The following is a 23,077-nucleotide window of genomic DNA, read 5'->3' on the forward strand; positions in this document are numbered from 1 at the left end:
GATGAATCGCACGCTGCTGATTATCGCCATGTTTTGCAGTGCATCGACCTTTGCTCAACCTCCCGTCATCAATAACGCCGACATCGACGGTTCGGGCATGCAGTACCAGGGCAATCTCTCGGTCAACCAGGCGGCCGGCGATCAACAGCAACAGGCCAACGCCCGGGCCATCGCCATTGGCCACACAGCCAGTGCTACCACACAGATTCGCCAACGGCTGCGTACGCGGGTCGATCCCAGGATCGATGCTCGATCCAGCATTCAAGGCGACTCCTTCAGCCACGGTAACGGCGTACTGGGCGTCAACCAGAGCGCGGGTGCCAGCAACCAGCAAGCCAATGCCCTGCGGATAAGCATCAGTACACAGCCGCAAAGTATCGACGACAGCGTCCTCATGCAACAGAACGTGGCGCTGATCACCAACTCCGATCCAACTGACTCTGCACCAGGCTATCGCCAGGTCGCTACCAGCGATCAGGCCTTCACCGGTAGCCGTGGGGTGATCCAGTTGAATCAGAGCGCCGGGGTGGGAAACCGAACGGCCAACACTCTGAGCGTACGGGTCAGGGATTGACCCAAACAGGTAGGAACAACACTTAACCTAAAATAAAGTACGGAGAATCACCATGAAACCTTCGATGGCACTCAAGCCTCTGGTTTTCGCAATTGCTGCGGTCATGGCTGTTGCTGTACAAGCTGGGCAAAACGAACCGCGTGGCAATGGTCACCATAATGGCCATCATAACGGCGGCCACCACACTCCTCCTCCAACCAAGATCCCTGTCTACGCGACTGCAGATGCAAACGATCGGCAGCGCAGTACCGGCAACCGCATCCTCAACGAAGGGACTGAGAACGAAGCCGAAATGAGCAGCTCTGCCACAGGCACCAGCGGCAACGTCGGCGTCAACGTGGCTGCAGGCGCCGGCAACCAACAAGACAACGCGGCCGCCATCGCGAACGCTGCCTCCGACTCCAGTCTCGATAACAGCTTCGTGTTCGGCACTGCCACTGCCACCGCTGACGTCAGGCAGTACAGCAACAATAACAGGGTCGACAACTACGGCAGCACAAACTCTGCCGTGATGGGCGGATCGGGCAATAGCGGCAGCGGCAATATGGGTATCAACATTGCTGGCGGCGACCTTAACCAACAGAAAAACACCATGGCAATTGCCAATACCAATGCCCCACTCGGCAACGCAACAGCCACCGCCTCTGCCGATCAGCACGGTCCAGGCCTGACCGTGAACAACAATGCTGACCGGACCTACCGCGTAGATACGCTGACGGTTACCAAAACGGCCAGCGGTAGTTCCTCTTACAGCAAGGAATCCGACTTGAGCGTTGATAAGAGCGCTTCTTCGAACTGGGCTGCGAGCGGCGCCAACAGCTTTAATGTGAGCGGCTCCAAGAGCTCAGAGGCCAGCGGCTCCAAGAGCTTTGATGCCAGCGGGTCCAAGAGCTACGATGCCAGCGGGTCCAAGAGCTTTGATGCCAGCGGGTCCAAGAGCGCTTCTTTGAGCGCTTCTCTGGAAGCGGCTCTGGATGCTTCCAAGACCGTTTCTTGGGATCATGGCCGTCACGAGGGCAGCAGCAGTAAGTCTGTCGAAGCCTCGCTGAGTGCATCGCTCGACGTATCGGTCGATAAATCGTTCGATAAATCGTTTGACTCCTCGTACGATAAATCGTCTGCCTCCTCGTACGATAAGTCGTCTGCCTCCTCGTTCGAAAAATCGTCTGCCTCCGCGTTCGAAAAATCGCTTGATTCCTCGTACGATAAATCAGGCAGTAATTCGTCCGATTCTTCATACGATAAATCGAAAAGTTACAGTGAGAGCAGCGCTTACGATTTGAGCAACACTTATTCCTTCCAAGTGCTGACTCCAACTGGCTGGGCAAACCCTGTGACCAACACTGCAACCCTGAGCGGTTCGGTGAATGGCGGCAGTGGCAACCTGGGCGTCAACGTGGCTGCTGGTGTGGGTAACCAACAAAGCAACTCGCTGGCCATTTCCAACAACTCGTTCTAATGGCTGTCCCTGGAGGCCCCCTTTTGGGGGCCTTCTTCAACACAACCAGAAGGCGTCCCACCATGCGCATTATCGCCTTGGTATTTTTGCTTTGCGTGGCCAGTGTGATCGAGGCTGCACAAATGCCGCTTTCCGTCTTGCCGGGCGGCGCGGTGGTGTATAAGCCGATCCAGAGCATACGTGAGCGTAAATTTTCCGACCTGGTGCAACAGAAAACCGACTTCAGTTGCGGCGCAGCTGCGCTGGCGACCATCTTGCGCCAGGCCTATTGGCTGGACGTGAATGAAGAACAGATCATCGAAGGCATGCTGGCACACTCCGACCAGGATCTGGTCCGCGTCCAGGGCTTCTCCATGCTCGACATGAAGCGTTACGTGGAAAGTATCGGCATGCGGGCCCGTGGCTACCGGGTAGCGCCGGAAACGTTGAGCGAAATCAGAATTCCGGTGGTGGTACTCATGGATATCCGTGGCTACAAACATTTTGTAGTCATGCAAAGAGTCCATAAGGGCTGGGTATATATCGGAGATCCGGTACTCGGTCATAAACGTTACAAAGTCGACGACTTTGTCAAAGGCTGGAACGGCATCATCTTTGCCGTCATCGGCCAAGGTTACGACAAGACCAATGCGTTGCTCGACCCACCCATGCCACTGACCGCCAGGAACCGCATCAACACCTTCACCCCGGTGCAAGAAGCAGAGTTGATGGATTTCGGATTCATTCAAAGCGACTTCTTCTAATGACAAGGAGCACGACGCTCCGGGAGCATCCAATGAAGACTCCAATCTGGCTAGCCGTGGTTTGCCTGGCCGCCAGCCTGCCGACCCAGGCACAGACGTTCAAACCCATTGAACTGAACGATCAGGAATTGGCGACCCTGCGAGGCCGCTATGTCATGCCGGGACGGATCATCAGTTTCGGCATTGTGATGACCAGCACTTGGCAAAATGCCAGCGGTGAAGTGATCGGGGCAACTTCCTCGATGCAAATCCAACAATCGACCCTCACGCCACAGTTCTATGTGTCGATGATCGACGAAAAAGGTAATGGCTCAGCAAGTTCGCAAGGCACCGGTACCGTCATTGGCGGCAGCGGCCTCAACAGCACAGAAGGCGTCACGCAAGTCGTGCGTGCTGCCGGCGACAAGAACACGGCCTACAACAACGTTGATATCAACGTCACAAAAGCTAGCCAAGCGCCAGCAACGCAACAACAGGGCCAGGCACTGGCCCCAGGCTCGACGTTGGTCAACGCCAATGGCGCGGGCTCGCTGAGCGTTTCCTCGACCGGTACGGGTGTGCAACTCAACATCGTGGCCAACAACAACCAGGGCAGTACCCAACAACGCCTGGCCCAGGGTGGGCTGATGCAGAACACGACGTTGCTCGGCAATAGCAACCGGGTCAGCAACCTCACGTCCCTCAATGTCGTGCTGCGTGACAACGTACCGACAGCCGGGTCGCTGAACGGTAACCTGGACCAGCTCAAAGGTCTTCGCACTCTCGGATTCTGATCTACGCTCAGTCTCATCCGAAGTAGTCAGCAGGGACGGATAACCCATGCACCGTTCGTCAACATTCAGAGCTTTCGTGTGTTTGAGTAGCCTGGCCCCGGCCACATTGCTATACGCAGCAACGGACCCCCAGGTCGAAGCACTAAAACAAGAACTCATGGAGTTGAAACAGCGTTACGAAGCACAACAGAACGCGCTGATGGTACTCGAGCAACGCGTTCGCCAAGTGGAAGAAGCACCTGCGACACCGGCTCCCAAACGCCTGACCAAATCCCCCGCCGAAACGACCCAGGGTGGCCAGACGGTGGCCGCTGGCGCGCCGGGAACCACGGGCAGTTCATACGGCCAATCGCTCAAGGATGATTCGGAGCCTGCGCAAAGCGTTTCCAACCTGTACGACGAAGCCAGCGGCTTTTTCGGCGGCGGCAAGTTCAGTGTCGAAACCGGCCTGACCTACACGCACTACGATACCCGTGCACTGGTGCTCAACGGCTTCCTGGCACTGGACTCGATTTTCCTCGGCAACATCAACCTCGACCGCATCAAGGCCGACAACTGGACCCTGGACCTGACCGCCCGCTACAACCTGGCACAACGCTGGCAGTTCGACATTAACGTTCCCGTGGTGTATCGCGAATCAACGTATTCCTCCGGTGGCGCTGGTGGCGCTGGCCCGGTGACGTCGGACGCAACCGTTACCCGCGACCCGACCATCGGCGATGTCAACGTTGGCGTTGCCTACAAGTTTCTGGATGAGTCGGCCAGTCTGCCCGACGCGGTCCTTACCCTGCGCGTCAAGGCGCCGACCGGTGATGACCCTTACGGCATCAAGCTGGTCAACGACCCGAACAACGATAACCTCTCGGTACCCGAGGACTTGCCTACCGGTAATGGTGTCTGGTCGATCACCCCGGGCATCTCGCTGGTCAAGACCTTCGACCCGGCCGTGCTGTTCGGCAGCCTGGCCTACACCTACAACATGGAAGAATCGTTCAGCGACATCAGCCCTCAAATCAACTCCAAGGTGCCTGGGGACGTGAAACTGGGCGATTCCTGGCAGGTCGGCGCCGGCATTGCATTCGCCTTGAACGAGAAGATGAGTATGTCGTTCTCGTTCACCGATCAGTTCGCCAGCAAGAGCAAGATCAAGCCGGATGGTGGCGATTGGCAATCGATTTCCAACAGTGATTACAACTCGGCCAACTTCAACATCGGCATGACCCTGGCCGCAACCGATAACCTGACGATCGTGCCCAACCTGGCCATCGGCCTGACCGAGGACTCGCCCGACTTTTCCTTCAGCCTGAAATTCCCGTACTACTTCTGATCGGCACTAACAAAAAAACCGCTTTTTCGGCGCAATGCTGTTCAGTTAAGAAGCGCTTAAAGCGAGTAAAAGCCCCCGTGGCGAGCGAGCTTGCTCGCGCTGGGGCGTGAAGCGCTCCCAACAAAGCGACTGCGGCCTTTCAGAACGAACTCGGCGATAGTTTTTGGGGCTGCTGTGCAGCCCAGCGCGAGCAAGCTCGCTCGCCACGGGGGATGTATTGAGCCCCCCTATCCTTAACTCAGCGCTTAACTGCAGCCAAGAACTTGCAGCTCAACGTATCTGATGCTTGTGCAACAAACGGTAGAACGTAGGCCTGGATATCCCCAGCACTTTGGCGGCGATGCTCAGGTTATCGCTGTGACGGATAAGTACATCACACAGGGCCTGGCGCTCGGCACGGGTCTTGTAATCCTCCAGGGTGCCCATGGGGGGCGCTACCGCCTGATGGCTGATCAACCCCAGGTCCCGGGCCTCGATCTGCCGACCTTCGGCGAGCACCAGCCCGCGGCGGACCCGGTTGGCCAGTTCGCGCACATTGCCCGGCCAGTCGTGCTTGCCCATGGCCACCAGGGCATCCTCGCTGAAAGTACGGGGGCGGCGTCCGGTTTCCTGGCTGTAGAAATGGGAAAAATGGTTGGCCAGCATCGGCAAGTCGCCGTGGCGTTCGCGCAAGGGAGCGGTGATCACCTGCAGCACGTTGAGCCGGTAGTACAGGTCCTCACGAAAGCGCTTGGCTTCGATGGCCGACTCGAGGTCGACGTGGGTAGCCGCCAATACCCGAACATCCACTGCAATCGGCTGGTTGCCGCCCACGCGCTCGATGTGCTTTTCCTGGAGGAATCGCAACAGATTGGCTTGCAGCTCCAGGGGCAGGTCACCGATCTCGTCGAGGAACAACGTGCCGCCGTTGGCGGCTTCGATACGCCCGACCTTGCGTTGATGGGCACCGGTAAAGGCCCCCTTCTCATGACCAAACAGCTCGGACTGGATCAAGTGTTCGGGAATCGCCCCGCAATTGATCGCCACAAAGGGTTTGCTGTGGCGTTGCGACTGGCGGTGCAAGGTTCTGGCCACCAGTTCCTTACCGGTGCCGCTTTCTCCGCGGATCAACACCGGGGACTCGGTGGGCGCCAGTTTGCTCAGCAGTTTGCGCAACTCCCGGATCGGTTTGCTGATGCCCAGCAGCTCATCCTCCAGCTGATCGATGTGGATCGTGCCCTTGCCACGTAGCCGCGCCATGCCAAACGCGCGGCCGAGTGTCACCTGGACCCGGGAAACGTCAAACGGCAAGGTATGAAAATCGAAAAACCACTCGCAGACAAAGTCACCGACATTCTGCAAGCGCAACATTTCCTGATTGAGGACAGCAATCCACTCCGCGCCACTACGGCTGATGAGCTCCTTGACCGCCTCTGGCCGCTCAAGATGAAAAGGCTGCAGACGCAGCAATCCGACGTCGCAGGTGCAATCGGCGGCGTTTTCGAGGGTGCTGCTGTCGACATCCCAACCGATGTCACGCAAGCCTGGTAACAAGCGGTGGCAATCCTCACAGGGATCTACCACCAACAAACGGCGCACTGCAGGTGTATCGATCATGACTGTTCCTTGACGCCAAAATAATAGAAAAGGTATTAGAAACAGTCGTTTGGCGGTCCTGCGGTTAACGTTAGCAAGATCTTGACGCTTACTTGTATCGATTAACGATAAGGTTAATCGTATTTTCGTTATAACAACCCCCCTGACAAGCCCGCTATCGATTGGAAACCTTTCATTCAGCTTTCAATGCAGCGCTTTATCTCGAGTATTTGAAAGAAAGATGAAATTTCTTTTGATTGTGTGTGACCTGCCCATGGGTTGCGGGCATCAGTACAAGTAACCAGCCGAACGGTAAGCCCAACCGACGGCACTTCACTTGATTGGGCACATAGAGAGAAGACCCCATGAACGCCCCGCTGCGTATCAACGAAGCTCTTTTGATTGCCGACCGCGCATTCACACCTTTCCAATGCGTGGCCTGGGCCCCACAGGACGGTACTGGCGAACTGACGCTGACTGTCATCGACCGCACCAGCAACCCTATTGGCCGCAAGCAGATCCCTTGCAGCGCCTACAGCGATCCGGCACAACTTGAAAACCTGCTCAAACAGGCCCGCGCCGAACTGAGCGAAGAAGGTTATCAACTGCAATCCTGGACGATGCCGCAGTAACTTGAAGAGCCGGTGGATGACTGCCAGGTCATCCACTTCTCTTTATAGGCTCCCTCCCCGCGCCCCCTGCCGACGGATGGGCCTTAGTTGGTCTTTAGTATTTGCCTGATGGCTGCATACTTATAGTTTTCGACGGGACTGGCGATCAACGGTCGTATGCGGCCGTTAAAACTCTAAACGTCTCCAAAAGACACTGTTCTGGCACAAAACGCCGCTCCGCCTGTGATTTCTGCCAGTTGTACATCGTCGCGATCAGCGCTTGAATGATGACATCGTGGAGTCCTCCCCTTGATTCTGGATCGGGTCGACCCACAGGGAGATGCGGCATGTCCACCCGTCACGCTTTTGCCTTCGCTGCGGCCCTCGAGCCGGCGGGTCAACTCGATACCAGCTTTGCATCCGCCGGCAAGGCCTGGGTCGACTTTGCCGGCAGCCAGTGGAGCATGGTCAACGATGTTGTCGTCGACGCCACGGGCCGGCTACTCGTGGCGGCCAAGGTAGGCATGAACGGCACCTGCCACTATGGATTGGCCCGGCTGCAGGCCGATGGCTCAGCGGATCCGGGCTTCGGCACCCGGGGCAGTTTGACCGGGCAGTTCGAAGGCGGCTTTGAAGCCACCGGCAGCAAGGTTCAGGAACTGCCCGATGGGCGGATCCTGTTGTCCGGCCTGCTGTATGAAACTCCCCATCGTACGCTGCCAGCCCTGGCGCGGTTTGATCAAGACGGACGTCCAGACCTGACCTTTGGCAATCAAGGCGTGCAGGTGGTGCGTCTGCCCGGCGATTTGTCCCGGGGGCTGCGAGACGACTGGTTACCTCCGGGAGTGCCCGGCGCCGAAGCCTGCGACACTCAGGTCCAGGCTGACGGCCGCCTCCTGCTGCTGGCCAATCATCACTATGAGCTCGCGGACCACGTGGGCATCCTGATCCGCCTTGAACCGGACGGAACACTGGATACCACCTTCAACGATCGTGGTTTTATCATGGTCCGCCACCTGCTACTCAACACCTGGCTTGCCCGCTTGTTGCTGCAAAAGGACGGCAGGATCGTGGTGGCCGGCTCCATCGATCTACCGCAGGAAGGCTTGCTTGCGCGCTATGACGGCGATGGGCAGTTGGACAGCAGTTTTGCCGAGCAGGGTTTTCTCAGTTTCCGCACCCAGGGCCGCAGTGCACAGGTCAGCCATGTCATCGAACAGCCTGATGGACGCCTGCAGTGTTTTGGCAGCAGTCGCGACCCCATGCACTGCCTAATGCTGAACGTACGCAGTGATGGCCGACCCGACAGTCGTTGCAATAGCGGACGTGCGCAGGTGTGCGAAATCGGTCGCATCCCCAGCCAATGGACTGCGGCCACTGTTTGCCCCGATGGTCGGGTACTGAGCGCAGGCTCGACCATCGGCGGGATTGAAGGGGATTTCCTGCTGGCGCGCTACCTGCCGAACGGACAGCTGGATCGCGGCTTCGGCAGGGGCAGAGGCTGGGTCCGTACCCGCTTGGGGCGCAGCCAGGACACGGCGACCTCGGTGGCGCTGCAGGCGGACCTGCGGATTGTGGTCGGTGGGCACTCCCTGGACGGCCACCATCGTGCCGTACTGGTGCGCTATCTGGGCTAACGCTTGCTATCCACGCGCAGCAATAATAATCAAGAACTTGATCTTCAAGGAGTGTTACGGCAAGTTGCGCGCTTCTTAAACAAAGGAGCAACCGATGTCCGGCTCAATGGCCCAGGCGTTTGCACATAATTTCCTCGGGCATTCACCTCGCTGGTACAAGGCGACCATTCTCGCGTTCCTGATTCTCAACCCCCTGGTGCTGTGGACCGCAGGTCCGGTGGCCGCCGGCTGGTTGCTGGTGGTGGAGTTCATTTTCACCTTGGCCATGGCGCTCAAATGCTACCCGCTGATGCCGGGCGGCCTGTTGATGGTTGAAGCGCTGCTGTTGCGCATGACCACGCCACAAGCCCTGTACGACGAACTGCTGCACAACTTCCCGGTGATCCTGCTGCTGATGTTCATGGTGGCCGGCATTTACTTCATGAAGGACCTGTTGCTGTTCCTGTTTTCCCGACTGCTGCTGGGGGTTCGCTCCAAGGCCGTGCTGAGCCTGATGTTCTGTTTCCTCTCGGCCTTCCTGTCGGCGTTTCTCGATGCCTTGACGGTCACCGCCGTGATTATCAGCGCCGCCGTGGGGTTCTACTCGGTGTACCACCGCGTGGCCTCGGGCAATGACCCACGCCAGGACAGCGAGTTCAGCAACGACGACAACCTGCCGGTGCTGCATCACGAAGACCTGGAACAATTCCGCTCGTTCCTGCGCAGCCTGTTGATGCATGGTGCGGTAGGCACGGCACTGGGCGGCGTCTGCACCCTGGTCGGGGAGCCGCAGAACCTGCTGATCGGCCATGAACTGGGCTGGCACTTCGCGGACTTCTTCCTCAAGGTCGCACCCGTCTCGCTACCGGTGCTGGTGGCCGGCCTGGTGACCTGTGTCTTGCTGGAGAAACTGCGCTGGTTTGGTTACGGCACCCTGTTGCCGGACAACGTCCGCACCGTGCTGGCCAACTATGCCGCGCAAGACAACGCAGAGCGTACCTCGCGCCAGCGTGCCGCCTTGTTGGTGCAAGGTGCGGCGGCGCTGATTCTGATTGCCGGCCTGGCACTGCACATAGCCGAGGTCGGGTTGATCGGCCTGATGGTGATCGTGCTGATTACCGCGTTTACCGGCATCACCGACGAACATCGGGTCGGCAACGCGTTCAAGGACGCCATGCCATTCACCGCCCTGCTGGTGGTGTTCTTCGCCGTGGTGGCGGTGATTCATGACCAGCAACTGTTTACCCCGCTGATTCACTGGGTACTGAGCCTGCCCACCGATCAGCAGCCAGGCATGCTGTTCATCGCCAACGGCGTGTTGTCGGCCATCAGCGACAACGTCTTCGTGGCCACCATCTACATCACCGAGGTCAAGCAGGCGTTCCTCTCCGGCCATATGAGCCGTGAGCACTTCGAAACCCTGGCGATTGCGATCAACACCGGCACCAACCTGCCTAGCGTCGCGACACCCAACGGCCAGGCCGCGTTTCTGTTCTTGCTGACCTCGGCCATCGCCCCGCTGATTCGCTTGTCTTACGGGCGCATGGTGTGGATGGCGCTGCCATACACCATTGTGATGGGGCTTCTGGGTTGGTATGGCGTGAGCTACTGGTTGTAATCGGTGCAGGCCAGTGTCCGGTACACACCTGCACTGGCCTTCGTCGATCCGTACCTGAACGCAGGTGGCGGCTGTCAGGTCGCCATCGCCAATCCCCCGGTGCAGATCGCTCTACAGCCTCATCCCAGGCTGTGCCAGACGCGACCATCGCGTACCAGCAACTCATCGGCGCCATTCGGGCCATCCTCACCGGCGGCGTAAGCCTGGACGCCGGCATCCTCCCTCCAGGCGTCGAGGAAGGGTTGCACCGCACGCCAACCGTTCTCGATATTGTCGGCACGCTGGAACAGGGTCTGGTCGCCGGTCAGGCAGTCGTAGATCAAGGTCTCGTAGCCCGTGGAGGGCTGCATTTCGAAGTAATCCTTGTAGGCAAACCCCAGTTCGATATTGGCCATGTCCAGCGCCGGGCCAGGGCGTTTGGCCAGCAGGTCGAACCACATGCCTTCGTTGGGTTGAATCTGAATCCTGAGGTAAGTCGGTTGCAGCTCATCGACTTCCGTATCGCGAAACTGCGCGTAGGGCGCAGGCTTGAAGCAGATGGCAATTTCAGTGTCACGCACGCTCATGCGTTTGCCGGTGCGCAGGTAAAACGGCACGCCCACCCATCGCCAGTTGTCGATCATGACCTTGAGTGCCACGAAGGTTTCCGTGGTGCTGTCGGGCGCAACGTTGGGCTCTTCACGATACCCGGGCAACGGTTTGCCGGCGATCTGGCCGGCGCTGTACTGGCCACGCACCGAATTGGCGCGCGCTTCTTCAGTGGACCACGGGCGAATCGCCCCGACCACCTTGGCCTTCTCACCGCGTACCGCATCGGCGCCAAAAGCCGCGGGCGGCTCCATGGCGACCATGGCCAGTAACTGGAACAGGTGATTGGGCACCATATCGCGCAATGCGCCCGTGTGTTCATAGAAGCTGCCACGGGTTTCGACCCCCACGGTTTCAGCCGCGGTGATCTGTACGTGATCGATGTAATGGTTGTTCCAGAACGCTTCGAACAGGCTGTTGGAAAACCGGCTGACCAGGATGTTCTGCACGGTTTCCTTGCCCAGGTAGTGGTCGATCCGGTAGATCTGCTTTTCGGTCATGACCTTGAGCAAACACGCGTTCAAGGCTTCGGCCGTTGGCAGGTCGGAGCCAAAGGGCTTTTCCACCACAACCCGGCGGAAGGCCTCCGCGCCCTCCTCCAGCAGCCCGGCCGAAGCGAGCCGGCGCACCACTTCACTGAAGAAACGCGGCGCGGTCGCGAGGTAGAACACCGCGTTGCCCGTGCCGCTTTCGGCGATTTTGGCCGCCAGCGCCTGGTAGGTGCTGTCATCCAGAAAATCGCCCTGGACGTAGCTGATGCCCTGGGCCAGTTTGGCCCAGAGCGCAGGGTCCAGGGTGTCGTGATGGCTACCGACCTTGTTGGCCGCTTCGGCGCGAATGAAGTCTTCGAGTTTTTTCGCGAAGTCCGCATCGCTGATGGCGTTGTGGTCGACTCCGATGATCCGCATTCCGTCCCCCAGCAACCCGTCGCGACGCAGGTTGTACAGCGCCGGCATCAGCAAGCGCTTGACCAGGTCGCCATGGGCACCGAACAGAAACAGCGTGGTCGGTGGTGCCGGTTGTGCCTTGGACTTCCTGCGGATCGAGGTCATTTTTTCGGGGTCTCGACATGGCCGCCAAAGCCGAAGCGCATGGCCGACAGGATCTTGTCGCCATAGGCGCCTTGCTGGCGCGAGCGGTAACGGGAAAACAGCGAGCTGGAGAGCACCGGCACCGGCACCGCTTGCTCCATGGCCGCTTCGATGGTCCAGCGACCTTCGCCACTGTCCGCCACGGAACCGGAGTAACCGTCCAGTTTTGGATCGCTGGCCAGGGCATCGGCGGTCAGGTCCAGCAACCAGGACGAGACGACGCTGCCACGGCGCCAGACTTCGGCGATGTCGGCCACGTTGAGATCAAAACGCTGGTCTTCCGGCAGGATTTCCGACGCCTTGGTCTTGAGGATGTCGAAGCCTTCGGCAAACGCCTGCATCATGCCGTACTCGATGCCATTGTGGATCATCTTCACAAAGTGCCCGGAACCTGCGGGGCCGGCGTGGATGTAGCCACGTTCGGCGCGATCATCCTCGGCCACCCGGTCCTTGGTCCGCGGAATGTCGCCCATGCCTGGGGCCAGTGTGGCAAACAACGGGTCCAGTCGCGTAACTTCGTCAGCGTCGCCGCCGATCATCATGCAGTAGCCCCGCTCCAGGCCCCAGACGCCACCGGACGTGCCCACGTCGATGTACTTCAGGCCTTTTTCCGCCAGCGCCTTGGCGCGGCGTATGTCGTCCTTGTAGAAGGTGTTGCCGCCATCGATGATCACATCGCCGGCCTCCAGCAACGTGCTCAAGGTATCGATGGTGTCTTCGGTCGGCGCGCCAGCAGGCAGCATGACCCAGACCGCCCGGGGTTTATCCAGTGCCGCGACCAGCTTCGGCAAGTCGGCGACGCCAGTAGCGCCCTCTTGCACGAGGGTATCAACGAATGCGGTATTGCGGTCATAGACCACAGTGCTGTGCCCGTTGAGCATCAGGCGCCGCGCAATGTTGCCGCCCATGCGGCCCAGTCCAATAATCCCCAATTGCATGTGCTGATGCTCCTTAACTACAAAAAATGGTGTGCCAATGGTTATAGCGCAGTGAGCCAAGTGAAGCTTAGTCCAGTGCGCTTCCACATAGTTTCCGGGCATTTTGCCCTAACTATAGGGATAACGTCCGCAACGTTGGCGAAGACACAAGGACAACAAAAAATAAAAAAGTTCCATTAGGAAGCGAAAGAAATCAAAATCGGTGCCGTTCGTGGCCCGGACCCGACTGTTGAACGGTTCGACCACTGTTGTGATACGCCATTTGCGAGGTGAGCAATGGGCTCAGTAGTAAACGCACTGCCTCCACAGACCCTTTACGTCACTGTTCGTCGTGACGAACTGCGCCAACTCAAGGCCGAACGCGAGCAGTTGCTCAACGAAGTCGCGCACCTGCGTCAGCAGCTACAGGCGCAGCGCGGCGAAGGGCTGCCTGCTCGTATGCCGATACGCTCGCTGGATTGATCCCCCCCGCCTGAACGGTTGCGCCTGCTTCCCCGGCAAGCGCAACGCACTGATCAAGACACCAGGGCACGCTATGCCGTCGGTGGAACGGCATCGAAAAAGTACTTTTTCGCGAACGCCGCCTTCATTCCCCCCGGGTACACCACTTTTCCAGCGTTGAGCTCGGGGTGTTGCACTTGATCCTTGACCGTGACGAACCGCAAGCGCGCCAGCTTCAGGTGAGCCTCAGCCAGGGTCAGGACCGATTTTGCCGTACAGTGAAAATGTGCGTACCACAGTACCTTTCCAGCACCCGCGCTGGTGCTGTCGACGATGTCGTATTCCAGTAAAAAGCTCGCTTGATCAGCCGTCGACTTGTCCGTCCAGGACGGGCTTTCGATACGAATTTCCCGCGCCTCCAGCAGATACTCGAAACTGCCGGCATTGGGTGGCAGTTGCTTGGTAATCTCGACGCGCAGCTTTTTCCCTTCGCGGGTCAAGCGCTCGCTGGCGCTCCTGAGGTCCTGCAATACCTTGACCGCCGCTCCATGGTCCGCGCCCGTAACACCTCGCATTCCTTGTTGAATTTGCACAGCCAGCTCCGAGAGTTTTTTTGCCTGAGACAAAAACCGGTCTTCCACACTGGCGGGCTCGCGGTACCGGGAGGCATCTTTTTTATAGTTTACGATCAGCTGGGTTATCCCCTCGACCAGTTTCCTGCCCTTGTCCAGCAGCGATTGGAGCGCCGGGGCCGGCTTCGGTGGACCTACAGGGACTTCAGGCTCCTCCTCCCGCTGCCGGTAAAGATCTTGCCCTGCATCCTTGTAGAAAATGATCTGCTTGTCCGTTGCGGCGTCCTGGACCACCACCGTTTCGCCGGTTTCACCTGAACTTTTCTCGCGGACATCGCCCACTCGAAAACCATCCGCCGTCTGGATCAGGCGCTCGTTGGGGCGTTTGATTCGTCTTCTGGACTTTTTCACCCGCTCTTCGGCAGGTTGCGCACCCTCTTGCCCTGCGGGCTCTTCCTGCACGTCTTCACTGATCGATTCGCTGAGCTCTGCTTCCGCGATAGCGCGCACCCGCCTCAGCGCCTCAAGGAACTTCTCGAGAAACTGCTGCGGTACGTAGCTTTGTCGATCGCCAACCTTGCGCAGGTTGGCCGCCATCAGTTCCGCATCGTTGTAAACATTGACCGCGTCCTGCAGCAGCTCGACACGCTGCCTGGGCTCAAACCCCTGCGTCGCGCTCAAGCGCAACACGTTGTCCGTCACCACCCCCAATTTCGCCTTGCCCAACCCTTCCAGCCCCGCGACTTCCGCCAGACTGGGCTCAACAAGCCCAGGGTCACCCGCCAATGCACCACGCAAACACAACAACTCGTGCACGATCAGCCAGTCGGTGGTTTTCACCCGCTTGTCCAGTATGTCCTTGAGATGTTGTGTCTCCGCCGACAGATAGCCGGTTCTTTGCAGATAGCCTTTTCGGACACTGCGATCCAGCACCTCCAGTTCTGTCATCAGGCTCTCGAGCCGGGAGCTGATCCTGATGCGCTCCGCAAACCCATTGATGATGCGTTTCCTGGCTTCCAGCAGCACACTGTACGGCACATCGGTGACCGCGGTGCGCAGCTCAAAGGCCAGTGGAAAAAGGGTCCGCAATGAAAGCCCCGACTCCTCCCATACCGCCGACACCCGAATCAGGTTTTCGTCGACAACACCATGGCTGGCGACGAGCGCCTGCAGATTCTCCACAATGGCGTCACGCTGGTAGTCCTTGTCTTTTGCAAGCAGGATCGCGATCTCCTCATACACCTTGATCAGGTCCAGATGACCGTCAATGAAGGTCCTGGCTTTCTTCTTGTAATCGAGGTCGGCGGCGTGCAATTTCTTTCTCAGCGCCACATGCTCTTCCTGCCGCCGGCTGCGCTCTGCACCGATAGCGGCGTCAATGGCCTTGGTCTTGTCGAGGATCTCATTGGCGATCGCCGTCGCTCTTTCCAGCGCCCCCTGCCCAACCTCCTGGGCCTGGGTGATACTGGCGTCCAGGCCCGGCAGGCGATCCTTGAGTCGTTTGACTTTCAGCGCACAGTCGGCACGTCGCTCCCGCAGTTGTGAATCGGCGAAGACATCCGACAGGTAGCGACTCATGCCTGGCCCACCCCCGCGCACACGAAACTCCGGTGCCACCTCCCAAAGGTCCTGGCCATTGTTCTTCAGTTCCAGCCCTTGTACCTGCCTCCCGAGATGATCGAGGATGATCACGTTGCCACCCTCGACGGGCCCGACATTGGCCCATCCGTACCCACGCAGGCGTGGCGGCACGTGTGCATACCAGCGTCCTTCCACTACCACGATGCCTTGGGGCGCCGGCGTCGTGATGATCGACCCGCGTCCGGCCTGTTCGGTTTGCAGGAAGCGCTCCAGCATTCGACGTGAGTTAGCCGATACCGGGGTAGAGAAATCCAGCACACTGTCGCTGATGGCGCTGGCCGCGCCGGGTCCAATAGCCGGCCTGATCACAGCCTTGACTTCAATGGCGCCCGGCCGGGAGACCACCGAGTGGTGCTCAAAGGGTTTGACCGGCGTACCCGCACCCGGTGAGAGACGCCGGATCAACAACGCCACCGCCAGATTGATCAACAGGTTGTAGGTAAAGTCCCTGGCCGGCTCGCTGTCGCCGCTCGCCAGTGGCTCAAGGGCCTCCAGAACCGCGGTTTCCACCACAAACAACCAGCCAGCGGCGGCTGCAGGTCCGCTAACAAAGGGTAATACCGTGTTAAGCACGCTATTGAAGATGATCAAGCCCATCTCTTTCAGGGTGTCCCAGCGGTACTCGGCATTGGACAGCGTCTGTTCGTCGGCCAACTGGGCCAGGACGTTGGCGTTGGCTTCATACAAATGAGCCAGTACCTTGTCGTCGAGCTGCTGCAGGTCGAATCGGGCGGGAGCCGATGGCCATAGCTCCGTTTCGAATATGATTCCCACCGGGTGGGGTTCCAGAAAACCGCCATTGTCATAGATTTTCCGCACATCAGGTGCCAGCCAGTCGAGGATGCTTTGCTGTAACGATGGATTGGACTTGCTTGGCGGGACCGACACCAGCGCGGGCCGAGGATTGTTGCTGACAATCTCAGCCATCAAGGCATCGAGCGAAGCAAACTCGATCAATGGTTCGGGGTACAGCGGCCGATACAGTACATGAGGTCCGGCTGTCACCTCTGCAGGGCCAAACACAAACATATCGGTCACCACATGCGTGTGGCTCGATACGTCGGTCTCGAAGGCCAGGGTCCTGGCCCGCATCACTTGCCCGCTCACACGCCGGGCTTGCGGGTCCGGCTCCATGATGGCCGCCACGCAGCGATACCCGGCGTCAGTGAACCCCGAGCGCTTCCTGATCCTGTTCTCCAGTGCCAGCATTGGCAATTGAACACGCAATTGGTCGGTAAACAGCTTTTCGCGCTCGGCTCGCTGTATCGGATCATCGAGCAGTAGCCTTTTGATTTCATCGGGGTAGTTCTTGCCGATGTCGGCATCGCGAATCAGGTCCCTGACCGTGTCAAGGGTCATCCAGGCCGGTGCCGCCGAGCCATCCTTGCACGTGAACTCAGAGGCCAGGAATGGCACGCCGGCAAGGTTGTTCAACGCTCGCTGTGTCAGGCTGAGGGTTTCACTGGTAAACCGCCCGGCTCCTGGCCCTGCGATAATCAGCAAACCGTCTTCATTGCGATACTGAGTGATGTCGACCTGGTCTGGATCCACCGCCTCGCCATACGCGGCCATCCCGTCCTGCAGGACTTCCCGGGCGAACTGCCCGGCCGTACGAATCCCGTGACTGTACGCCTGCCCCTTGCTCGCCAACTGGAGGGAGGCCAGGCGGAACATGTAGCGACTGTACTCCTGGGTCTCGGCGGGCGTGGCCAGTTCTAGCCAGTCAGGCAACTGGCTGCCGACTTCGCCATACAGTGCTTGTTCATACACTCCGGGGTTCTGCTTGAGCAAATGGGGAGCCAGATCCGTCAGGCTCGCATAGCGCTCTTCCAGCACTTTCAGGTCCTGGCCTTCGAATGCCCCGAAGAAGTTCAAGCCTTCCAGTTGATTGTTGAGCAGCGCCTGGGCCTGAGTCACAAAGGCATCGCCGAACGACTCATAGGGTTGCAACTCAAGCACGCTGAGCTCCTGTCGGCGCCCCCATTTGTCTGCCTCTGAATCAGCGAAGGCCTGGAACGTGTCGTAGGTCTCGATAACGCCACTGGCGCCGATCCCGATCACGATTTCCCGCCTCGAAACCTTGCGCACAGCCACCAGGTCAAACGCCAGGTGAGCCTTGTAGGTACGTCCGGCCCGGGCGCGATAGTCAATGAGGAAAACCTGTGTGCAGTCCGGCCCGTAGTGAGCCACTCGATCTACCTTGATGGGGCAACGAATGACTTGCAGGACGGTATCGACCTGCCCGGTATCCAGGAACGCGCCGCTGCCCGAAGGCCCCATGCTGACCAGCAATGCGCTTCTGAGCACATCGCTGAGCCATTGCCAGCGGCTTGTACCGTCGACCGCCGGCTCGTTCCAGTAATCCGTCAGCGCCTGCTGCAATGCAGCAACCATGACCTTGGGCAATCGTCGCAAGAGGTCTTCGACTTCGCGCATTTCGACGGCGAGCCGCCTGTTTTGCCCGTCGCTCAGAAAGTGATCATGGGTGAACGTCAATTCGGCCCTTGCAGTAATGGCGTGAATCATCACCTCGAACAGCGGTGTTGTGGTGTAACCGTCGATCCACGGACCCTCGAGCGCGACAAAGTGACTGCTGTCGCCCTCCCCCTCAAGTGCAGCACGGTTTGCGCTGCCCCAGTTGGGTGAGTTGAGCGAGGTCGTCAACACGTCGATATTCAGCCCGGGGTACCGATTATTCAGTGCCGCGCCGAACTGTTTCAGGGCCGCCGTGACCACTATCGGTCGCCCCTTGAACTCTTCATGTACCGCCTGCGCCAAGGTGTCGGAAACGTCCTCGGGTGTTGCGCGAGTGTCTGTCATTTCAGCATCCTGTTGTCATGGAATGAGCAGCAGGCACCCTGGCCTGCCTCAACCGGATGTAATGCGGTTTTACTGAAGATCGTGCGGTAACTAAGTATCTTCACCCATGAACTTCACAAACTTTTCACATCAACTTACCGATACTTGCAAACACTGTTGACGCTCGTTTTTCGAGCGTTTTTTTGTCACTGGCGCTCAACGCTTTTCGCTGTTGAAGTCATGAATCAGCTGGAGCGCTGAATGGCGATGTTTAAACGCAGCAATACGTCTGCGAAAGGTTTCGACTGGGCTGGCCTGGGCTGGCTGTTCCTGTTCTTCTGGTATTTTTCCGGCATTACCCAACTCCTCATCCTGTTGACCGGCACCTCCGGGTTCTCTGGCTTCCGCCAGGCCTTCGTGATGAGCACCATCTGGCTCGCGCCCATGCTGCTGTTCCCGGCGCGCACCCGCCTGCTGGCAGCCGTGATCGGTGTGGTGCTCTGGGCCTGCTCGATGGCAAGCCTGGGCTACTTCTTCATTTACCAGCAGGAATTCTCGCAAAGCGTCATCTTCATCATGTTCGAGTCGAACATCTCTGAAGCGGGCGAATACATGACGCAGTATTTTGCCTGGTGGATGGTCCTGGCCTTCCTGGCCCACACCGCGGTTGCCGTGTTGCTGTGGACCCGTCTGCGCCCGGTCTATCTGCCACGGGGCAAAGCGCTGCTGGCAGCCACCGCGATCCTGGTGGGGGTGATCGGTTACCCGCTGGTCAAGCAGACCGCGCGTACCGGCAGCCTGGCCGCTGGCTACGAAAAATTCGAAACCCGCATCGAGCCGGCCGTGCCCTGGCAGATGCTGGTTGCCTACCGCCGCTACGGTGAAACGCTGGCCAGCATGCAAGGCATGCTCGACAACGCCAGCCAGGTTCCCCCACTGCACAACCTCAAGGATACGATGGCCAACCAGCCGGCGACCCTGGTGCTGGTGATCGGCGAATCCACCAACCGACAGCGCATGAGCCTGTACGGCTATCCGCGTGCCACCACGCCGGAACTGGACAAGCTCAAGGATCAACTGGCGGTCTTCGACAACGTCATTACCCCGCGCCCCTACACCATCGAGGCGCTGCAACAGGTGCTGACCTTCGCCGACGAAGAGAACCCCGACCTGTACCTCAAGACGCCGTCGCTGGTCAGCATGATGAAACAGGCAGGCTACAAGACCTACTGGATCACCAACCAGCAGACCATGACCAAGCGCAACACCATGCTCACGACGTTTTCCGAGCAGGCGGATGAACAGGTGTACCTGAACAACAACCGCAACCAGAACGCTCGTCAGTACGACGGTGATGTGCTGCAGCCCTTTTCCAAGGCCCTGGCCGATGGCGCGCCGCGCAAGTTCATCGTGGTGCATCTGCTGGGCACCCACATGAGCTACCAGTACCGCTACCCGCCGAGCTTCGACACCTTCACCGATCGCCAGGGCGTTCCACCCGGTGTGAGCGATGACCAGTTGCCGACCTACAACAGCTACGACAACGCGGTGCGCTACAACGACTTCGTGGTCTCGAGCCTGATCAAGGACTACGCCAAGACCGATCCGAACGGCTTCCTGTTGTACCTCTCCGACCACGGCGAAGACGTTTTCGACTCCCCGGGCCATGGCACGCTGGGGCGCAACGAGTCGAAACCGACCGCGCCGATGTACACCATTCCGTTCATGGCCTGGGCCTCGCCGAAATGGCGCGACAGCCATGACTGGAACTTCGCGCAAGACCTGCAACGCCCGTACAGCAGTTCGCACCTGATCCATACCTGGGCCGACCTGGCAGGCTTGAGCTTTGATGAACTCGACCACAGCAAGAGCCTGGTCAGCGCCAGCTTCAAGCCTCGTCCGTTGTTGATCGGCAATCCTTATGAACGCGAGCAGCGGGCACTGATCGACTTCAGCCTGATGAAACCCAAAGCCGCTGTCGCGCCTGCGGTGGTCAAACAGTAAGCATGCCAGGGGGGCTGACTCCAGCCCCTCGCCTCCGTCTGCCGCCCATCCGGCAACATTCTGATACATCATCAGAATGGTAATTATTACGATTTATACTAAATCCCCCCGCCCTCCTTCGTCTTTGAGCAAACGGAATTTTCCATCGAAGACAAGGAGTCGGCTGCGATGTTCGCGCCTATCACCCGTTCCATGACCTTGACCCTGGGCCTGTGCAGTCTTGCCCTGTGCTCCACCGCCCACGCCGAGAGCGAACCAGGCACGTCGCAAGAGCTTGCCACCCGGCCGCTTGAACTGGACCCCACCAATGTTTCAGCCCAAGGCCTGGGCACCACCACCGAGAACACCGATTCGTACACTACCGGCGCCATGAGCACGGCGACGCGACTGAACCTTTCCATCAAGGAAACACCGCAGTCCGTATCGGTGGTGACGCGCCAACAGATGGACGACTTCAAACTCAACACCTTGTCCGAGGCCATGGGCCAGACCACCGGCATCGTGGTTCAGCACAATGACTCCGACCGGGTCAGCTATTCCTCCCGCGGCTACTCGATCAACAACTTCCAGATCGATGGCATGCTCAACACCTTCGGCCGCATGAAGTCCGACTCGGACACCATCATCTACGACCGCATCGAAGTCGTGCGCGGTGCCACCGGCCTGACCACCGGCGCTGGCGACCCTTCGGCCACCATCAACATGGTGCGCAAGCGCCCGACACAGCAATGGGAAGCCAGAACCGGGGTCAGCGGTGGCAGCTACGACGATTACTACAGTTACGTGGACGTCGGCGGCCCACTGGCGTTCGACGGTCGCCTGCGGGGGCGTAGCGTGCTGGCTTACCGCGACAGCCAGTCCTTTCGCGATCACTACCAACTGCAGCGCGAAGTCGGCTACGGGATCCTCGAAGCCGACCTGACCGATGACACGGTGCTGGCGGTGGGTTACGACTATCAGGACAAACAGGTCCAGGGGACCTCCTGGGGCACGGTGCCGTACTGGAATTCCAATGGCGACAAGGCCGATCTACCGCGCTCGACCAACATGGCGACGAAATGGAGCTCCTGGCCGCTGAAAGACAAAACCGCCTTTGCCAACCTGGACCAGAACCTGGGTAACGGCTGGCACATGAAAGCCGCCTATACCCATCGCGAAAGCGACACCGATGGCAAGGTCTACTACGGCGGAGGCGGCTTCCCCAATGACGATCGCAGCGGCATGACCGCCTACCGCGGTCACATGAAGGGCGAACAGAAAATGGAAGTCTACGACTTCAACTTCGCCGGTCCCTATCAGTTGCTGGGGCGCGAACATGAGTTGATGGTCGGTTATGGCGAAGCCGAGCGCAGCGCAAGCAACCCCTACCTGGTGGAAGCCCCGACGCCACCGGGCTACGACAACATTGCCGACTGGAAGTACATGGGCAACATCGCCAAGTTCCGGGACACCGACACCGGCATCGAAGGCTCGAACGACAGCACCCGGCAGAAGGCTGGCTACCTGGCCACGCGCCTGAGCCTGAGCGACCAGTGGCACGCCGTGCTGGGCAGCCGTTACGGCAGCTGGAAAACCAGCAGTAATTCATATTCATTCGACGACAACTACCAGCGTACTGGCAACGACCACAGCAGCCAGGAACAAAACGACATATTCACCCCGTATGCCGGGTTGCTGTACGACATCACCCCCGAGTACACCGCGTACGTCAGCTACACCGATATCTTCAAGCCCCAGACCGAACGTGACGCCAGTCATAAGTACCTGGACCCCATCGTCGGCAAAAACTATGAGCTGGGGCTCAAGGGCAGTTTGCTGGAGGAACGCCTGAACCTCGCCACCGCGGTGTTCTGGAGCAAGCAGGACAACGTGGCCGAACTGGATGATTCGGTACCGCCGGATCCGGTCACCGGTGAAGAGTTCTTCCAGTCGGGCGGCAAGGGCAACAAGGTCCAGGGATTCGAAGCCGAGGTGTCCGGCGAAGTGATGCCAGGCTGGAACATGACCGCCGGCTACACCTATACCCACTCGGTGAATGGCGAGGACAAACGCAACAACACCCAACAACCGTTGAACATGCTGCGCATTTCGACGGCGTATCGACTGCCGGGTGAATGGAATGCGCTGACGGTCGGCGGTGCCGTGAACTGGCAGAGCGATATCTACGACTTGGCGAGCCGCCCTGTCGGCCGCGATGCCAATGGCAAAATCGTGACGCAGGAAACCCGAATCCAGCAAGAGGCCTACTCCGTCGTAAAACTCATGTCGCGCTACGAGATCGACAAGCACCTCAGCGCCTCGCTGAACGTCGATAACCTGTTCGACGAGAAGTACTACGACAACGTGGGCTTCTACAACGGCGTGTTCTGGGGCGACCCGCGTACCGTCACCTTGAGCCTGGACTGGAAACTCTGACCGTCAGACACACAAAAAAACAGGCGCCTCGCAGGGGCAATGCCGCTCCTGTGGGAACAACTGTCTTGCTCACCTGGCTTGCTCTCCCCACATACAGGAGCGCCTACCCCGTGGCGAGCGAGCTTGCTCGCGCTGGGGTGCGAAGCAGCCCCAAAACCGGTAACCGAGGTCTTTCTGACAGACCACCATCGCCTTCCCGGGGCCGCTGCGCAGCCCAGCGGGAGCAAGCTCCCTCGCCACGACGACAGCGTTCAGTCAAGGAAGTGGCGTCGTACGCAGGCCCCGTGGCGAG

The 23,077-nt window shown here is 59.1% G+C and carries 15 protein-coding genes; 11 read left to right on the forward strand and 4 right to left on the reverse strand.

Features of this window, described 5'->3' with window-relative positions:
• Position 1 precedes the first annotated feature (1 nt).
• From CKW25_RS09935 to CKW25_RS09955, 5 genes are all read left to right on the forward strand, one after another.
• A complete protein-coding gene (locus tag CKW25_RS09935; RefSeq protein ID WP_095079006.1) occupies positions 2 to 574 on the forward strand; it encodes an adhesin in 573 nt (190 codons plus the stop codon).
• 52 nt (positions 575 to 626) lie between these two features.
• Positions 627 to 2,033 carry a heme utilization protein gene (locus tag CKW25_RS09940; protein ID WP_095079007.1) on the forward strand — a complete coding sequence of 469 codons (1,407 nt, stop codon included), beginning with the start codon at positions 627 to 629 and terminating at the stop codon, positions 2,031 to 2,033.
• Positions 2,034 to 2,095: 62 nt separating this feature from the next.
• A complete protein-coding gene (locus CKW25_RS09945; protein WP_095079008.1) occupies positions 2,096 to 2,776 on the forward strand; it encodes a C39 family peptidase in 681 nt (226 codons plus the stop codon).
• Positions 2,777 to 2,808: 32 nt separating this feature from the next.
• Complete coding sequence (locus CKW25_RS09950; RefSeq protein WP_095079009.1) at positions 2,809 to 3,549, forward strand: hypothetical protein; 741 nt, start codon at positions 2,809 to 2,811, stop codon at positions 3,547 to 3,549.
• Positions 3,550 to 3,595: 46 nt separating this feature from the next.
• Positions 3,596 to 4,876 carry a hypothetical protein gene (locus tag CKW25_RS09955; protein WP_095079010.1) on the forward strand — a complete coding sequence of 427 codons (1,281 nt, stop codon included), beginning with the start codon at positions 3,596 to 3,598 and terminating at the stop codon, positions 4,874 to 4,876.
• Positions 4,877 to 5,146: 270 nt separating this feature from the next.
• Here the strand turns inward: CKW25_RS09955 and CKW25_RS09960 are convergent, their stop codons facing one another.
• Complete coding sequence (locus CKW25_RS09960) at positions 5,147 to 6,472, reverse strand: sigma-54 dependent transcriptional regulator (RefSeq protein WP_095079011.1); 1,326 nt, start codon at positions 6,470 to 6,472, stop codon at positions 5,147 to 5,149.
• Positions 6,473 to 6,816: 344 nt separating this feature from the next.
• Between CKW25_RS09960 and CKW25_RS09965 the strand changes: the two genes are divergently transcribed.
• The 3 genes from CKW25_RS09965 to nhaB all read left to right on the forward strand — a co-directional run bounded on the left by CKW25_RS09965 (position 6,817) and on the right by nhaB (position 10,296).
• Positions 6,817 to 7,083, forward strand: coding sequence for a hypothetical protein (locus CKW25_RS09965; protein WP_095079012.1), 267 nt, complete (start codon positions 6,817 to 6,819; stop codon positions 7,081 to 7,083).
• A 326-nt stretch (positions 7,084 to 7,409) separates the two neighbouring features.
• Positions 7,410 to 8,699 carry a hypothetical protein gene (locus tag CKW25_RS09970; protein ID WP_095079013.1) on the forward strand — a complete coding sequence of 430 codons (1,290 nt, stop codon included), beginning with the start codon at positions 7,410 to 7,412 and terminating at the stop codon, positions 8,697 to 8,699.
• 94 nt (positions 8,700 to 8,793) lie between these two features.
• The gene (gene nhaB, locus CKW25_RS09975) at positions 8,794 to 10,296 is read left to right on the forward strand and encodes a sodium/proton antiporter NhaB (protein WP_095079014.1); all 1,503 of its coding nucleotides are present in this window, start codon (positions 8,794 to 8,796) and stop codon (positions 10,294 to 10,296) included.
• A 119-nt stretch (positions 10,297 to 10,415) separates the two neighbouring features.
• Here the strand turns inward: nhaB and zwf are convergent, their stop codons facing one another.
• Both zwf and gnd read right to left on the reverse strand, forming a co-directional pair.
• Positions 10,416 to 11,936, reverse strand: a complete 1,521-nt coding sequence (gene zwf, locus CKW25_RS09980) for a glucose-6-phosphate dehydrogenase (RefSeq protein WP_095079015.1) — start codon at positions 11,934 to 11,936, stop codon at positions 10,416 to 10,418.
• Entirely contained in the window at positions 11,933 to 13,015 is a 1,083-nt protein-coding gene (gnd, locus tag CKW25_RS09985) for a phosphogluconate dehydrogenase (NAD(+)-dependent, decarboxylating) (protein ID WP_256577952.1), read from the reverse strand. The genes zwf and gnd overlap by 4 nt, the downstream gene beginning before the upstream one ends.
• A gap of 174 nt (positions 13,016 to 13,189) precedes the next feature.
• On the opposite strand from gnd, the gene CKW25_RS09990 reads away from it, so the two are divergent.
• Complete coding sequence (locus CKW25_RS09990) at positions 13,190 to 13,375, forward strand: DUF6026 family protein (RefSeq protein WP_095079017.1); 186 nt, start codon at positions 13,190 to 13,192, stop codon at positions 13,373 to 13,375.
• Between the two features lie 71 nt (positions 13,376 to 13,446).
• Here CKW25_RS09990 and CKW25_RS09995 read toward each other — a convergent pair whose 3' ends face one another.
• Entirely contained in the window at positions 13,447 to 18,387 is a 4,941-nt protein-coding gene (locus CKW25_RS09995; protein WP_095079018.1) for a dermonecrotic toxin domain-containing protein, read from the reverse strand.
• Between the two features lie 240 nt (positions 18,388 to 18,627).
• Here CKW25_RS09995 and CKW25_RS10000 point away from each other — a divergent pair, with 240 nt between their 5' ends.
• Positions 18,628 to 20,370: a phosphoethanolamine transferase CptA gene (locus CKW25_RS10000; RefSeq protein WP_095079019.1), complete on the forward strand. Its 1,743-nt coding sequence runs from the start codon at positions 18,628 to 18,630 to the stop codon at positions 20,368 to 20,370.
• A gap of 168 nt (positions 20,371 to 20,538) precedes the next feature.
• On the forward strand, positions 20,539 to 22,785 hold the full coding sequence (locus tag CKW25_RS10005) for a TonB-dependent siderophore receptor (RefSeq protein WP_095079020.1): 2,247 nt from the start codon (positions 20,539 to 20,541) through the stop codon (positions 22,783 to 22,785).
• Positions 22,786 to 23,077: the final 292 nt, after the last annotated feature.

The sequence above is a fragment of the Pseudomonas sp. Irchel s3h17 genome (genome assembly GCF_900187505.1).
GTDB lineage: Bacteria > Pseudomonadota > Gammaproteobacteria > Pseudomonadales > Pseudomonadaceae > Aquipseudomonas.

Bases quoted from the DNA above. Each gene is read 5' to 3' on its own strand.
- CKW25_RS09935 (WP_095079006.1), top strand. From the start codon at position 2: ATGAATCGCACGCTGCTGATTATCGCCATGTTTTGCAGTGCATCGACC.
- CKW25_RS09960 (WP_095079011.1), bottom strand. From the start codon at position 6,472: ATGATCGATACACCTGCAGTGCGCCGTTTGTTGGTGGTAGATCCCTGT.
- CKW25_RS09950 (WP_095079009.1), top strand. From the start codon at position 2,809: ATGAAGACTCCAATCTGGCTAGCCGTGGTTTGCCTGGCCGCCAGCCTG.
- CKW25_RS09955 (WP_095079010.1), top strand. From the start codon at position 3,596: ATGCACCGTTCGTCAACATTCAGAGCTTTCGTGTGTTTGAGTAGCCTG.
- CKW25_RS09990 (WP_095079017.1), top strand. From the start codon at position 13,190: ATGGGCTCAGTAGTAAACGCACTGCCTCCACAGACCCTTTACGTCACT.
- CKW25_RS09995 (WP_095079018.1), bottom strand. From the start codon at position 18,387: ATGACAGACACTCGCGCAACACCCGAGGACGTTTCCGACACCTTGGCG.
- nhaB (WP_095079014.1), top strand. From the start codon at position 8,794: ATGTCCGGCTCAATGGCCCAGGCGTTTGCACATAATTTCCTCGGGCAT.
- CKW25_RS09970 (WP_095079013.1), top strand. From the start codon at position 7,410: ATGTCCACCCGTCACGCTTTTGCCTTCGCTGCGGCCCTCGAGCCGGCG.
- gnd (WP_256577952.1), bottom strand. From the start codon at position 13,015: ATGCCCGGAAACTATGTGGAAGCGCACTGGACTAAGCTTCACTTGGCT.
- CKW25_RS09965 (WP_095079012.1), top strand. From the start codon at position 6,817: ATGAACGCCCCGCTGCGTATCAACGAAGCTCTTTTGATTGCCGACCGC.
- CKW25_RS09940 (WP_095079007.1), top strand. From the start codon at position 627: ATGAAACCTTCGATGGCACTCAAGCCTCTGGTTTTCGCAATTGCTGCG.
- CKW25_RS09945 (WP_095079008.1), top strand. From the start codon at position 2,096: ATGCGCATTATCGCCTTGGTATTTTTGCTTTGCGTGGCCAGTGTGATC.
- CKW25_RS10000 (WP_095079019.1), top strand. From the start codon at position 18,628: ATGGCGATGTTTAAACGCAGCAATACGTCTGCGAAAGGTTTCGACTGG.
- CKW25_RS10005 (WP_095079020.1), top strand. From the start codon at position 20,539: ATGTTCGCGCCTATCACCCGTTCCATGACCTTGACCCTGGGCCTGTGC.
- zwf (WP_095079015.1), bottom strand. From the start codon at position 11,936: ATGACCTCGATCCGCAGGAAGTCCAAGGCACAACCGGCACCACCGACC.